The organism is Mycobacterium sp. E136 (assembly GCF_001666865.1).
In the GTDB taxonomy this organism is placed as follows: domain Bacteria; phylum Actinomycetota; class Actinomycetes; order Mycobacteriales; family Mycobacteriaceae; genus Mycobacterium.
Genome location: NZ_LZJE01000364.1, coordinates 1 through 13,347 on the forward strand (window position 1 = coordinate 1; position 13,347 = coordinate 13,347).

At 68.8% G+C, this 13,347-nt stretch carries 13 protein-coding genes and 1 pseudogene; 6 read left to right on the plus strand and 8 right to left on the minus strand.

Annotation, left to right across the window (positions count from 1 at the left end):
- The 4 genes and pseudogenes from A5698_RS24865 to A5698_RS24875 form a co-directional block, all read right to left on the minus strand.
- The coding region (locus A5698_RS24865; RefSeq protein WP_068302443.1) for an acyl-CoA dehydrogenase family protein at positions 1 to 727 on the minus strand (727 nt) is incomplete at its 3' end.
- A 110-nt stretch (positions 728 to 837) separates the two neighbouring features.
- Positions 838 to 2,022: an FAD-binding oxidoreductase gene (locus A5698_RS29910; protein WP_353651828.1), complete on the minus strand. Its 1,185-nt coding sequence runs from the start codon at positions 2,020 to 2,022 to the stop codon at positions 838 to 840.
- Positions 2,023 to 2,205: 183 nt separating this feature from the next.
- Positions 2,206 to 2,768: pseudogene (locus A5698_RS29915) on the minus strand (FAD-binding oxidoreductase); the annotation flags it as partial.
- A gap of 69 nt (positions 2,769 to 2,837) precedes the next feature.
- Positions 2,838 to 3,269, minus strand: coding sequence for a hypothetical protein (locus A5698_RS24875; RefSeq protein WP_068302446.1), 432 nt, complete (start codon positions 3,267 to 3,269; stop codon positions 2,838 to 2,840).
- Positions 3,270 to 3,535: 266 nt separating this feature from the next.
- Here A5698_RS24875 and A5698_RS24880 point away from each other — a divergent pair, with 266 nt between their 5' ends.
- On the plus strand, positions 3,536 to 4,351 hold the full coding sequence (locus A5698_RS24880) for a formate/nitrite transporter family protein (protein ID WP_068302455.1): 816 nt from the start codon (positions 3,536 to 3,538) through the stop codon (positions 4,349 to 4,351).
- A gap of 14 nt (positions 4,352 to 4,365) precedes the next feature.
- Here A5698_RS24880 and A5698_RS24885 read toward each other — a convergent pair whose 3' ends face one another.
- Positions 4,366 to 5,139 carry an enoyl-CoA hydratase/isomerase family protein gene (locus tag A5698_RS24885; protein WP_068302456.1) on the minus strand — a complete coding sequence of 258 codons (774 nt, stop codon included), beginning with the start codon at positions 5,137 to 5,139 and terminating at the stop codon, positions 4,366 to 4,368.
- Positions 5,140 to 5,261: 122 nt separating this feature from the next.
- Between A5698_RS24885 and A5698_RS24890 the strand changes: the two genes are divergently transcribed.
- Together A5698_RS24890 and A5698_RS24895 are read left to right on the plus strand one after the other, a co-directional pair.
- Entirely contained in the window at positions 5,262 to 5,669 is a 408-nt protein-coding gene (locus A5698_RS24890) for a YciI family protein (RefSeq protein ID WP_068302457.1), read from the plus strand.
- Positions 5,670 to 5,680: 11 nt separating this feature from the next.
- A complete protein-coding gene (locus A5698_RS24895; RefSeq protein WP_068302459.1) occupies positions 5,681 to 6,829 on the plus strand; it encodes an RNA polymerase sigma factor in 1,149 nt (382 codons plus the stop codon).
- On the opposite strand, the gene A5698_RS24900 is transcribed toward A5698_RS24895, so the two are convergent.
- From A5698_RS24900 to A5698_RS24910, 3 genes are all read right to left on the minus strand, one after another.
- Complete coding sequence (locus tag A5698_RS24900; RefSeq protein ID WP_068302461.1) at positions 6,826 to 8,295, minus strand: amidase; 1,470 nt, start codon at positions 8,293 to 8,295, stop codon at positions 6,826 to 6,828. The genes A5698_RS24895 and A5698_RS24900 overlap by 4 nt on opposite strands.
- Positions 8,296 to 8,349: 54 nt before the next feature.
- Positions 8,350 to 8,814, minus strand: a complete 465-nt coding sequence (locus A5698_RS24905) for a hypothetical protein (protein ID WP_068302463.1) — start codon at positions 8,812 to 8,814, stop codon at positions 8,350 to 8,352.
- A 191-nt stretch (positions 8,815 to 9,005) separates the two neighbouring features.
- Positions 9,006 to 9,854: a class I SAM-dependent methyltransferase gene (locus A5698_RS24910; RefSeq protein WP_231967526.1), complete on the minus strand. Its 849-nt coding sequence runs from the start codon at positions 9,852 to 9,854 to the stop codon at positions 9,006 to 9,008.
- Positions 9,855 to 9,974: 120 nt separating this feature from the next.
- Here A5698_RS24910 and A5698_RS24915 point away from each other — a divergent pair, with 120 nt between their 5' ends.
- The 3 genes from A5698_RS24915 to A5698_RS24925 are packed head-to-tail and all read left to right on the plus strand — an operon-like array spanning position 9,975 to position 13,331.
- A complete protein-coding gene (locus A5698_RS24915) occupies positions 9,975 to 10,958 on the plus strand; it encodes a methylenetetrahydrofolate reductase C-terminal domain-containing protein (protein WP_084792612.1) in 984 nt (327 codons plus the stop codon).
- Positions 10,955 to 11,713 (plus strand): class I SAM-dependent methyltransferase, encoded by a 759-nt coding sequence (locus tag A5698_RS24920; protein ID WP_231967528.1) that lies wholly within the window; start codon positions 10,955 to 10,957, stop codon positions 11,711 to 11,713. Before A5698_RS24915 ends, A5698_RS24920 begins: the two co-directional genes overlap by 4 nt.
- Positions 11,714 to 11,756: 43 nt before the next feature.
- Positions 11,757 to 13,331, plus strand: a complete 1,575-nt coding sequence (locus tag A5698_RS24925; protein ID WP_068302470.1) for an FMN-binding glutamate synthase family protein — start codon at positions 11,757 to 11,759, stop codon at positions 13,329 to 13,331.
- Positions 13,332 to 13,347 lie beyond the last annotated feature (16 nt).

Sequence of the window (13,347 nt, forward strand, 5' to 3'; positions counted from 1 at the left end):
CGAAGATTCGGCGGGAGCCGCCCACCTGCTCGCCGGCCGAGGCGATGACGGCGTAGTCGAGGGCCTCCTGTACGGCGTCCCAGCCCGCGGTGCCGAGGCGACGCGCGGGTGTGCCCGCGAACGCGAACGTCGACAAGCGCACCGTCGGATCGAAAACCGTTACCGCCGTACGGGAGAAACCCGCCGCGTCGGGTGCCACCTCGAAGACGCCGACACCGTCGGCGGTGCGTGCGACCACGAGCACGACGTCGGCCACCTGACCCCAGGTGACGTAGCGCGCCTCGCCGGTGAGGGTGTCGTCCGCGGCGGCCTCGACGTCGACGCCCTCGACCGCCCACGAACCGGACCGCCCCGTGATCGCGACCGTGCCGATCGCGGTGCCGTCGGCGAGCCCCGGCAGCAGCCGCTGCTTGTCGTCGTCGGAGCCTGCGGCCCGCACGAGCGCCACGGTCAGAACCGCGCTGGAGATGAACGGCGCCGGGAGGAGCGCCGCGCCGGTCTCCTCGGCGACGGCCTCGAGTTCGAGGGCCCCGAATCCGAGACCGCCGAGTCGATCCTCGACGAGCATGCCGAGCACACCCTGTTCGGCGAGTTGACGCCACAGCTCGCGGTCGAAGCCGTCGTCCGAGGTCATCACCCGGCGCACGTCGTCTTCGGTGCACTTGTCACCCAGCAACTCGCGGACCGCCGTGCGCAGCTCCGCGCGCTCGGCCACACTGATCGTCATCCCAACCGCCTCTCCAGCTAGCTGGGACCATCGTTGGGCTCCGGCGGCTGGGTGTAAATCACGAATCTGGACACCGGCGGGTTTCCGTTTGGGACATGTCGGGGCGCCCGCTACGCCTTCACCCCGATCTTGAAGATCAGCCGGGAGATGGCGCCGAACGCGCCGTGGCCGCCGATGTAGAGCCGCTTGGTGTCGTAGCCCGCGACGTCCTTCATGGTCTCGGCACCGAAGCGGGCAGGCATCTCGCCGTCGACGACCGTGACGTCGGCGCCCAACAGTGCGTGCCGGACCGCGATCCGCTCCGCGCCGGCCGCGGTGGCGACGAGTTCGCCGATGGTGCGGTCGCCGCCCGAAGCGGGCACCGCGCCGCAGGTGACGCCGTGCTCGTCGAGGAAGCGGTTGAGCCGATCGAGCGTGGCGTCGGCGCCGACGGTCAGGCTGAGGTTTCCGAGGTTGACGTCGATGCCGGTGTCGCCGCCGGTGGTCAACGGCGCGGCCGGATCCGGTTGCAGGGTCCCGTCGATGGCGCTGCGCACGGCGGCGCCGAAGGGGTCGGTGTCGGGCTCGTCGGGTGATGGCTCGGGCAGCATCACGCCGGGGTTGAGCAGTCCGGCCGGGTCGAACGCCGCCTTGATGGAGCGTTGGGCGGCGATCTCCACTGCGGTGAAACGCTTGGTCATGAACGGGATCTTCTCGGTGCCGACACCGTGTTCGCCGGTGATGGTGCCGCCCAGTTTCAATGCGGCGTCGATGATCTCGTTGTTCGCGGCCTCGAGCGCCGAGGCGGCGAGCGGATTGTCCTTGTCGTAGAAGGTCGTCGGGTGCAGATCACCGTCGCCTGCGTGGCCGCACACGGCGATGAACAGCAGCCCGTCGGAGTGGCGTGCCGCGGTGGCCTGGATGGCGGCCTGCATCTCCGGGATGCGGTCGCGGGGCACGGTCACGTCACCGATGAAAAATCCCTTACCGCTCTGCACGACCGAGTCGGGCGCGTGCAGGCGGCCGTACCACAGCTTGGCGCGGTCCTGTTCGTTCTCTGCGACGCGGACCTCGGTCGCCCGCTCCCTGAGCACCTTCTCGACGATCTGCTGGTCGCGCCGAATCTCGGCGGCGCTGCCGTCGACGTCGATCAGCACGATCGAGTCGGCGTCGAGCGGATAACCGGTGTCGTAAAACTGCTGCAGCCCCGCGATTCCGTCACGGTCGAGCCATTCGACCGCGGCGGGCACGACGCCCGTGGCAATGATCGCGGCGATGGTGTCGGCGGCTTCCTGCGCGGTGGCGAACGCACCCATCAGGCTGTGGGTGACGGCAGCGATCGGGCGCAGCGCGACCGTCACCTCGGTGACGATGCCGAGCGTCCCTTCGGATCCGATGAGCACGCCGAGCAGGTCCGGGCCGTCGTCGTCGGCGCACAGAGTGCGTGTCGACCCGTCGGGCAGCACGACCTCGGCGGCCAGGATGTGGTTGTAGGTCACGCCGTACTTCAACGCGTGCGGACCACCGGCGTTCTCGATGAAGTTGCCACCGACGGTGGCCAGATGTGCGGACACCGGGTCCGGTGAGAAGCACGTCCGTGCGGCGCGAGACGCTCCTGGATGTCGGAATTGATAACGCCGGGTTCGACGCGGGCGCAATGCTTTTCGGTGTCGACGTGAATGATCTCCTTCAATGCCGACAGGTCGAGCAGCACCCGCCCGGTGGCGGGCATCATGCCGCCGGAGCAGTTCGACGCCCCGCCGCGGGGAACGACCGGGATGCCGAATTCGGTGGCGAGCCGCATGATCGCCGCCACCTCGTCGCGGTTGTGCGGGCGCAGAAGCAGTTCGGCGTCACCACCCACTCCCCAGAAGTCGTGGCCACGGTCGGTCAACGTTGCACCGTCGGTGACGATGTCGGCATGACCGGCGACGGCCGCGGTGAACCTCTCGAGCGCAGACGCGGTGGTTTCGGCGGTGGGAGTGGACATCTCATCGTCTCCTTGGCGGTGCTGACGGGTACGACGAGTACGTTCCTCGGAGCGGGCGCGACTGTCAGCCATGCTGACGGCCAACCCTTTTGAGCGGTGGCGGGGGATCGATATGGGGGCTACCTGCAACCGGGCCCGTCGCTACTGCGTTCGGCTCTGGCCTTCGCGGCCGTCGACCAGGCTGTCGAGCCCTCGCTGCCACCTGGCGGAGCGGATGCGGTTGCAAACGGCGCGGGTGACGAGAAGGACGGCCGTCGCGGCCGCGAGAACCGCGAACAGGACGAGCGAACCGGCCGTCACCGCTTCCACCGCCGCATGGGAGGCCGAACGTTTCGCGTCGAACAGCGAGGTGCCGATGGCGCCTGCGATCGGCACGGCGATCAGCGACACGGCGATCGTCAAGGTCAGGATCAGGGCCTCGACGCGGTCCACAGAGCGGACGAGGGGGTCGCGCCCCTTCAGGCGCACCAGGACCGGCAGGCGGGGGAGGCGCAGGGTGAAGGTGGCCCATTCCTGCTCGTCAGCCCGCTGGACGGCGGTCCTTCGCTGATCGTGGCCACCCTGGCGTTGCACCGTGCTCTCCTCTCGCTGCCTGCGATTGCGTGTGTTTCTCCAATGGTGAACCGGATCGCCTGCTGAGGGTTTGCCGATGCTCGACAACATCGAGTGCGACCGTTGTAGCCGACCCACAATGTTGGGACTGCGAGCCGTTTTTGCGCGTAGGGCTGTGTGAAAACGCATTGAATGACCCTCGGCGCAAAAAGCCGGCCACTGCCGCGCTTTGCTTCGGCGCTGCGCAAGCCGGGTACCCCTGACCGTCACGGAAGCGGAGGACCCACATGAGCGAGACCCGTCAGCGCCAGATAGGCGATACGGACAGTCCCATCGAGGACGAGCTGGAGGGCGCCTTCCAGAGGATGGTCGACGAGGGCACGCAGCGCCTTCACCGGACGTGGCGCGAAGTCCTGGTCACCGGCTTCTTCGGCGGTACCGAGGTCGCCGTCGGCGTGCTCGCCTATCTGTCGGTGCTGGCGGCCACGCACAACCAGCTGCTCGCCGGCGTCGCGTTCTCGATCGGGTTCCTCGCGATGCTGCTGGGTCGCAGCGAGCTGTTCACCGAAGGTTTCCTGGTGCCGGTCACGACCGTCGTCGCCAAACGCGCGAGCGTCGCACAGCTGCTGAAGTTGTGGAGCGGGACGTTGATCGCCAATCTCATTGGCGGATGGGCGATCATGTGGCTGATCGTGACGGCCTACCCGAAACTGCATGAGCAGACGGTCGAGTCGGCCAGCCACTTCGCCACCGCACCGTTGTCGGCGGAGACGGTGACGCTGTCGTTGCTGGGCGGCATGGTCATCACGTTGATGACGCGCATGCAGCACGGCACGGATTCGACGTTCGGCAAGATCGCGGCGGCCGTCGCCGGCGGGTTCCTGCTCGCCGGGCTACAGATGTTCCACTCGATTCTGGACTCGCTGTTGATCTTCGGAGCACTCATCGGCGGCGCCCCGTTCGGCTACGTCGACTGGTTGAAGTGGTTCGGATACACGATCGTCGGCAACGTGGTCGGCGGCCTGCTGCTGGTGACGCTGCTTCGGCTGCTGCGCAGCAAGGAACGACTGAAGGACGAGCGGGAGGAAGCCGAAGAGTCGTGAGTCCGAAGTAGGCCTCAGCGACCGCGCCATCGTGGCGGGCGCTTCTCCCGCCAGGCCGTGAGCCCCTCCCGCACATCGTCGGTCGCGGCGGCCACCTTGCGCATCGTCTCCCCGAAGCGGACGGACTCGATCCAACCCATGTTGGCGGTGCGCCAGGCCACCTCCTTCGTTGCGCGTTGCGCCAACGGCGCCGCCTCGGTGAGCGTCGCCGCCCAGGACCGCGCCTCGGCCTGCAGATCGGCGGGCTCGACCAGCCGCCACACCAGCCCCATCTCCTTGGCGCGTTCGGCGTCGATCGGCTTGCCGGTCAGCAGCAACTCCATGGCGTCGGCCCACCGGACCCGCTCGGGCAGCCGGATCGCGCCGACGATCGTCGGGACGCCGATAGAGACCTCGGGAAACGCGAAAGTGGCTGTGGTGGAGGCGATCACGAAATCGCAGAACAGGACACCCGTCAGGCCGTAACCGATGCAGGGGCCGTTGACCGCGGCGATCGTCGGCTTGAACAGCTCCATACCGCTTTCGAACGAGTTGATCGTCGGCTTCTCCCAGAATGTGCCGCCGAAGGTGCCGACCGAACCTTCGCCGTCCTTGAGGTCACCGCCTGCACAGAAGACGTCGCCGTTGGCGGTCAGGATGCCGACCCAGGCGTCCTCGTCGTCGCGGAACCGCTCCCACGCCGCGTTCAGGCCGCGCCGCACCTCACCGTTGATCGCATTGCGCGCTTCGGGGCGGTTGAGGGTGATGGTCGCTATGTGGTCGTCCAACTCGTAGGTCACGAGGCTCATGGCTGCACCCTAGCCAGGTGACGGGCCGGCCGAGCCGATCGATGTCGAGAATCGCGCGATGGCTCCGTCCCAGGGGTGAGCGACCAACTAGGGTCGCGACCCGAACGACAAAAGGAAGAACCATGGCCAAGTATCTGCTGCTCAAGCACTACCGAGGCGCGCCGGCCAGCGTCAACGACGTGCCGATGGACCGGTGGACGCCCGAGGAGATCGAGGCGCACATCAAGTACATGAACGATTTCGCGGCGCGACTGGAGAGCACCGGCGAGTTCGTCACCCATGCGGCCCTGGCACCGGAGGGCGCATGGGTGCGTTCCGACGGCGAGGGCAAACCGCCCGTGGTCGACGGCCCCTTCGCCGAAACCAAGGATCTGGTGGCGGGGTGGATGGTCATCGACGTCGATTCCTACGAGCGCGCGGTCGAATTGGCCGGGGAACTGTCGGCGGCTCCGGGCGCGGGCGGGCGGCCGATCCACGAATGGCTCGAGCTCCGGCCGTTCCTGACGGCACCGCCCACGGTCACCGAGTGAGGCCCGGCGCGGTGGACGAGGCGGCGCTGCGGGACCTGATCCCCGCGGTCCTGGCGACCCTCGTCCGCCGCGGTGCGGACTTCGCGACCGCCGAGGACGCCGTCCAGGAGGCGCTGCTGCGCGCCCTCGAGACCTGGCCGGCCCGGCCACCCGACGACCCGAAGGGCTGGCTGATCACCACCGCCTGGCGCCGCTTCATCGACCTCACCCGCTCCGATGCTGCCCGGCACCGGCGCGAGCAGCAGGCCGTCGACGAACCGGCACCCGGACCGGCCGTGCCCGTCGACGACACGCTGCGGCTGTACTTCCTGTGTGCACACCCCGACCTCAGCCCCGCGTCGGCGGTCGCGTTGACTCTGCGGGCGGTCGGCGGGCTCACGACGCGCCAGATCGCCCAGGCCCACCTCGTACCGGAAGCGACGATGGCACAACGGATCAGCAGGGCCAAACGCACCGTGAGCGGCGCCCGCCTCGACCGGCCCGGCGACCTGCACACCGTCCTTCGGGTGTTGTACCTGGTGTTCAACGAGGGCTACACCGGCGAGGTCGACCTGGCCGCCGAGGCCATCCGGCTCGCACGTCAACTCGCCTCTGCCACCGACGATCCCGAGGTGGCGGGACTGCTCGCGCTCTTCCTGCTGCACCATGCGCGGCGCCCGGCCCGCACGCGCGCCGACGGCAGCCTGGTGCCGCTCGCCGAGCAGGACCGTCGGCTGTGGCACCGTGACCTGATCGCCGAGGGGGTGGCCGTGCTGCAGGCCGCACTGGCCCGGGATCGACTGGGGGAGTTCCAGGCACAGGCCGCGATCGCCGCGCTGCACGCCGACGCGCAGACCGCCGACGAGACCGACTGGGTGCAGATCGTCGAGTGGTACGACGAGTTGGTCCGCCTCACCGGCAGCCCGGTGGTGCGGCTCAACCGCGCGGTCGCCGTCGGAGAGGCCGACGGGCCGCAAGCGGGGCTCGCCGCGCTTGCCGAGCTCGATCCGGCACTTCCGCGCTATACCGCAGCGGCCGCGTACCTGCACGAGCGTGCGGGCGAAATTGCCACGGCGGCTGAACTTTACGTTGAGGCGGCCGCGAAGGCGCAGAACATCGCCGAGCGCAACCATCTCACCGTGCAGGCGGCGAGGCTGCGGCAGCGGATGTCGGGCGGTTAGATCGGGGCGACGCGATCGGCCCAGGGCAGGGCCTGCTCGAGTTGGGCGGCCAACTGGATCAGCGTGGACTCGCCCGCAAGCGGCGCGACGAACTGAACCCCCAGCGGCAGCCCGTCCGCCGTCCAGTGCAGCGGAAGCGAAATCGCCGGACGCCCAGTCAAATTGGCGAGCTGGGTGTAGGGCACCCAGCTGAGATTCTTGTCCACCACGTCGTCGACGATCTTGGTGTACCGCAACAACTTCGCCGTGCGCGTCTTGATCAGCACGTGGGCCGCGCGCTGCAGCGCGACCGGTAGGTCGAACTCGCCGATGGTTGGCGGCGGCGTCGCCAGTGCGGGTGTCAGCAGCAGGTCGTACGACTCGAAGAATGTGGTCAGCCTGCGCGTGTGCTCGTGGCGCCGCTGCACGGCGCCCACGTAGTCGACGCCGCTCGTCGCCCGCCCGAGCGCGGCCAGGATGAGCGTGTCTCGTTCGAACGATTCATCACCGGCACCCGATACCCGTTTGGCCTCATCGAGTTCCCACGCCGTGTAGACGAACCACGTCAGCAGGAAGTCCCGTGCAAGGGCCGCGTCGTCGAAGGGGGCGCTCGGAAGTTCGTCGACGTGGTGGCCGAGTTCGGTGAGCGCCTGCACGGTCGCCTCGACGGCCGCGGTGGCCTCGGGGTGCGGAGACGGGTTGATCGCGGACGCAACACGGACGCCGATGCGCAGGGTGTCGGGATCGGCTCCCACACAGGACGCGAACGGCGCCTCAGGGATGCCGGGGACATACGGTCCCCACGGTTCGCCGCCGCGCAGCACATCGAGCATCGCCGCCGTGTCCCGGACCGTCCTGGAGACGACGCCCTGGACCGCGGCGCCGTGCATGGACTCACCCGTCGCGGGTCCCGACGGTGTCAGGCCGCGCCCGGGCTTCAGGCCGACCAGCCCGCAGCATGCCGCCGGGATGCGGATGGACCCGCCGCCGTCGTTGGCGCCTGCGCACGGCACGATTCCGGCGGCGACCGCTGCGGCCGAACCTCCCGACGAGCCGCCGGGCGTGCGGTTGAGGTCCCACGGATTGCGCGCCGGACCCCACGCCTCGGGTTCGGTGATGCCCTTCGCCCCGAATTCCGGGGTGTTCGTCTTACCGAAGATGACCAGGCCGGCGTCCTGCCACCGCCGCACGACCTCCGAGTGCTCGCCCACGGGTTTCGCCATCAGCGCGCGCGATCCCGCAGACGTCGGTAGCCCCGCGTAATCCTGGGCGAGGTCCTTGATCAGGAACGGCACACCCGAGAACGGGCCCGCGGCCGCATCCTGCGGTGAGGCCGGGACGTCACGCACGATCGCGTTGATGCGCGGATTCACTGCGGCCGCGCGGTTTCTGGCCACGTCCAGCAGCTCGGTTGCCGTCACCTCATTGTCGGCGACGAGCTTGGCCAACCCGGTTGCGTCGTGAGCGCGGTACTCCTCGAAGTTCACCGTCTGACCGTACGTGCCTCCGCCGCCGCAGCGGGCGACTCATCGGCAGAGGCGTCAGTGCACGGCGAAGCGGGGCCGCGCGCAGCCGAGGGAGGCGACCGCCGGAGTGGGGGTGTTGCGCTGCTGCTTGCGCTCTTCGCGCTGGATCCGCCTGTTGAGCACGCGCTCATCGCGCCGCGTCAGGGCGTGCCTGCGGCGGACCAGGAGGTCGAGTTGCTGCCAGCTGAGCCCGTCGAGCTCGCCGTCCTCGTCATGAGTGGCCACGACGACGCATCCGCGCAGCAGGGGGACGGTCTTGGGGGTGAAACTGCTGGTCGCCAGCAGCACTTCGGTGGCTTTTCGGTTGATGCGTCGCTGGCAGCGTTGCGTGGTCGGGCTGAACCAGAAGTCGAACTGCCGGTCGGCGCTGGTCAGGGACTGCAGGCCCTGATCTTCTACGAGTTGGTCGATATCCGCGGTGGTGTAAGCGCGGGTTTCATAAACGGGGCCGTTGGTGCTGAAGTACAGGACGGTGTTCATCGTGATTTCCCATTCGTCTCTTTCTTCGGTGTGGCGGCCGGCCGATGTGTTGCCGGTCTGTTATCAAAGTTACCCGAGTGACGAATGTGACAAACCTCGGTAACAATCCAATTACGCGGAATGGGTGCCAACGGGCCAGCTCAGACGTTGTTTCGGGACGTCGGAGTGATATTCGTCAAACGGCCTTGACGTCAGCCGAACTCGAGCAAGGTGTACGCGCCGCGGAGATTCTTGGTCGGCTTGAACTGCCAGAAAGCCGGATAGGCCTTCTCGAAGAACCAGCCCCGTCCCGGCGGCATCGGCAGGTCGTGCACGGCGCGGATGCCGGGGATGGATTCGGGCAGGGCGGCCAACTGCGCGGCCGACAGGCTGAACGGCATCGGCGGCACGCGGTAGCGCCGCGATGCGCGCAGACCCTTCGGGGCGATCTTCTTCACCACAACAGGCGGCAGGTCGAAGACCATCTGACCGCCGGGGAATCGTTCGGCGCAGGCGGTGATGAGGCCCATCGCCTCATCGGGCTGCAGGTACATCAACAGGCCCTCTGCGGTGATGAAGACGCCCGAGCTGTCGTCGACCTTCTCCATCCACGAATAGTCGAGCGCCGACTGGGCGAGGGAGGTGATCCGCGGTGACGCCGGCAGCAGCCGCTCGCGCAGGTCGATGATCGGCTGGAAATCGACTGTGAGCCAGCGAAAGTCAGCGTGCGGAATCAGGGTGTTCAGTCGCCAGAAGCTGGTCTGCAGCCCCTCCGCGAGCGCGACGACCGTCGCACGAGGATGGTCCGACAGATAGTGGCCGGCCGCCCGGTCGAACGCCAGCGAACGCAGCGCCATCTCCTGGCCCTTGCGGCCGAACTTGTCGAAGTCGAAGTCGATCGCGTCGACGAGGCGGATCGCCATCGGATCGGCGATGATGGCGTTCGGGTGGCGGGCCTGATGCGCCCGGCCGTTCAGCGTCAGCAACGCAGTCTCCGAGACCCCGGTCAGGGCGATGTCGTCGGCTCTCGAATCGGCTGTCCAGTCCTGCGCGTCGTCCACCACAACGAACGTACCCGGTGGGTCCGGCGCCCCGGTGCGACGCTGGCCGCGGTTGCCGCACGGACGAGGTGGGTATCTGAGCTCAGCGTTGAGGGGAGACTCAGCGTTGAGGGGAGATCCGTGACGTCGCCGCCGGAGTCGAGCTGTCCCAAGCGGATGGAGTTCGGGCCGTGCGGTGGCGTGCGACCGGACGGGCAGTGCGAGATGCGCCCCGGCCCCTGCGTGTTCGGCGAGGTGGTGCCCTGGTCGGGACCGCGGCGTGAGCCGCGGCCGGTCCAACCGCCGCTGGTGCTCACCGACTTCAGCTGCGCACCGTTCGACGCGCACGACGTCGTGGAGACCGCGGAACTGCTCGCGCGGTCGTGTGACGCCGTGCTGGTGGGTGAACATCAGAACAAACCGGACTTTCCGCCCACCTTGATGGGCCGCCTGCTGCTCGACGCCGGTGTGACGCCGTGGATCACGCTCTCGTGCCGGGACCGCAACCGCGTGGTGCTCGAACAGGAACTGCGGGGGTTGCGCAGCGTCGGTGTCGAGACCGCACTGTGCGTGACTGGCGACGGACGGGGTTACGACGTGCGGCCCGACGTCACGCAGACCTTCGATCTCGACGGCCCCCGCCTGGTGGACCTCGCCGCGTCGATCGGCATGGTTGCGGCGGTACCGGAGACGCCGACGGCGCCACCCGTTTCCTCCCGGCCCGCCCGGCTGGTGCAAAAGCAGCACGCGGGTGCCAGTTTGGCGGTGCTCAACCACGTCCCGTATCCGGCGATGATCGCGGACTTCATGCAGGCGGCCCGGGCCGCCGGTTTGTCCATCCCGGTGATCGCGGCGGTCGCGGTGTTCACCGACAACGTGTCCGCCGCGGTGCTGCAGGGGCTGCCGGGCCTCGACCTCGACCCGTCGGTGACCGAATACGTCCTGGCCGCACCCGATCCCGTTGCTGCCGGAATCGAGGCCGCGGTCACCGAGGCTCGGGCATTGTTGTCGATCGACGGGGTCGAAGGCGTGAACATCTCCGGGCTGGCGTCGGCGTCCGGCGCACGCGTCGGGGCCGAGATCAAGGCCGAGGTGGGACGCCGCGTTCAGGAGGTGGCTGCGTGAGTGAAGCGATGGAGGCCGAGTTCGACACCGTGGCCGAATGGACGGCCGGGGTGGCGCGGGACCTGGGACCGGACTACTACATACCCGCGGCCTGCCGCGGCAGCGGAAGCCCCGCCGCGCTGGACTGGCTCATCGAGCACATGGGGCTCTCGGAGGGCGACACGCTGCTGGACTGCGGCGCGGGTGTGGGCGGACCGGCGGCATACGCGGCGCAAGCGCGCTCGGTGCGGCCCGTGCTCGTCGAACCCGAGGCCGGCGCCTGTCATGCGGCGCGCAGGCTGTTCGACCAGCCGGTGATCTGTGGGCTCGGCTCGGCGCTGCCGATCGCCGACGCGAGTTTCGACGCGGCATGGTCGCTGGGCGTGCTGTGCACCACGCCGGATCAACTCACGCTGCTGGGGGAGTTGCGCCGCACGGTGCGGCCCGGCGGATGCATCGGGTTGCTCGCGTTCGTGGCGCACCGCGCGATCCCCGACGATCGCCTCCCCGACAACCACTTCCCGACGCCGGAGGAGTTGGACGCGCTGATCCAGCGGGCGACCCTCGTCGCCGAGGACCGGCTGAGCACCGCCGATCTGCCCGAGATACCCGCGGCGTGGAACGAACGCGCCGACAAGGTGGAAACCGCGCTGGCCGAACGGCACGGCGGCAAGCGGGCCTGGCAACTGGCCGAAGAACAGAGCAGCGATATCGGGCGGCTCCTCGAAGACGGAACGCTGACCGGAGAATTGGTGATCCTGCGCCACGCCCGGTGACGGGCCGGGTTTCGGGCCGAGGCTGCGCGGAAACCCTGCCGCCATGGGCCGGACCGTTCGTGGTCTCGCCGCCGCGGCCGCCTCGACGTTGGGTGCCGTGGCCGCGCGTGATCTGTTCCAGCGCAGGCACGCACTCCTGCGAAACTTCCCCGTCGTCGGGCATGCGAGGTATCTCCTCGAAGCCATCGGACCGGAACTGCGGCAGTACATCGTCGCTTCCAACGACGAGGAACGGCCGTTCACCAGGGACCAGCGCCGGTGGGTGTACGCGTCGGCGAAGAAGGAGAACAACTACTTCGGTTTCGGCACGGACAACGATCTGGAGTACACCGCCGGCTATCCGGTGATCAAACACCGCACCTTCGCCAGGGCCGTACCCCCGACCTCACCCGGCACCAGCCGCGAGATCGAGGTGCCCTGCGCCAAGGTGCTCGGTGCGGCGCGCGGGCGGCGCGGCGCGTTCCGGCCGAACTCGGTCGTCAACATCTCCGCGATGAGCTTCGGATCGCTGTCGGCCAACGCCGTCGAGGCGCTCAACCGGGGAGCGGTGCTGGCAGACTGTCTGCAGAACACCGGTGAGGGCGGCATCTCGCGCTACCACCGCCACGGCGGCGAGCTGATCTTCCAGATCGGGACCGCCTACTTCGGGTGCCGGGACGCCGAGGGCCGCTTCGATCTGGCCAAGCTCAAGGACGTGGTGGCCGGTGCGCCGGTTCGCGCCCTGGAGATCAAGCTCAGCCAGGGCGCCAAGCCCACCCTCGGTGGGCTACTGCCCGCACCCAAGGTCTCCGCCGAAATCGCGGCCGCCCGCGGGATCCCGGAGGGGCGCGACTGCGTGAGCCCGTCGCGGCACGCCGAGTTCTCCGACACCGACAGCCTTCTGGACTGGGTTGAACTGCTCGCGGCCGAGACAGGGCTGCCGGTGGGGATCAAGTCGGCGGTCGGCGACCTCGAATTCTGGTGCGAGCTGGCCGATCTGATGCGCGTGACCGACCGCGGCGTGGACTTCATCTCGATCGACGGCGGTGAGGGCGGCACCGGCGCGGCGCCGCTGATCTTCACCGATACCGTGTCGTTGCCCTTCCAGCTCGGCTTCGCCCGCACCTATCGGATCTTCGCCGACCGGGGCCTGCACGAGGACGTCGTGTTCCTCGGCGGCGGCAAGCTCGGCCTGCCGGACAATGCCGTCGTCGGGTTCGCGCTGGGCTGCGACATGGTCTACGTCGCGCGTGAGGCGATGCTCGCGATCGGATGCATCCAGGCGCAGAAGTGCCACACCGACACGTGCCCGACCGGAGTCGCCACCCAGAACGCCTGGCTGGCGCGCGGGCTGGTGCCCGAGGTCAAGGCCGAGCGCGTCGCGAACTACATCAAGACGCTGCGTCGCGACCTGGTCAAGGTGGCCGAGGCGTGCGGCGTCGAACACCCCGGGCTGATCAGCACCGAGGACGTCGACATCCTCGACACCCGCACCGCCTCGACGCCGTTGCACGAGGTGTACGGCTACGAGCCGGGGATGGGCCTGCCGTCGGAGGCGGACCGCAAGGAGATCGTCCGGTTGATGACGACTCGCGAGCCCCAGGGACACTCCGCGCCGCCGTCCTCATCCGCGATCTGAGGACCTCGCGCGGCCG

Coding starts and splice junctions, on each gene's coding strand:
- A5698_RS29910 (WP_353651828.1), bottom strand. CDS start 2,022: ATGGGTGCGTTCGCCACCGCGCAGGAAGCCGCCGACACCATCGCCGCG.
- A5698_RS24885 (WP_068302456.1), bottom strand. CDS start 5,139: ATGAGCCTCGTGACCTACGAGTTGGACGACCACATAGCGACCATCACC.
- A5698_RS24925 (WP_068302470.1), top strand. CDS start 11,757: ATGGGCCGGACCGTTCGTGGTCTCGCCGCCGCGGCCGCCTCGACGTTG.
- A5698_RS24905 (WP_068302463.1), bottom strand. CDS start 8,814: ATGAACACCGTCCTGTACTTCAGCACCAACGGCCCCGTTTATGAAACC.
- A5698_RS24890 (WP_068302457.1), top strand. CDS start 5,262: ATGGCCAAGTATCTGCTGCTCAAGCACTACCGAGGCGCGCCGGCCAGC.
- A5698_RS24880 (WP_068302455.1), top strand. CDS start 3,536: ATGAGCGAGACCCGTCAGCGCCAGATAGGCGATACGGACAGTCCCATC.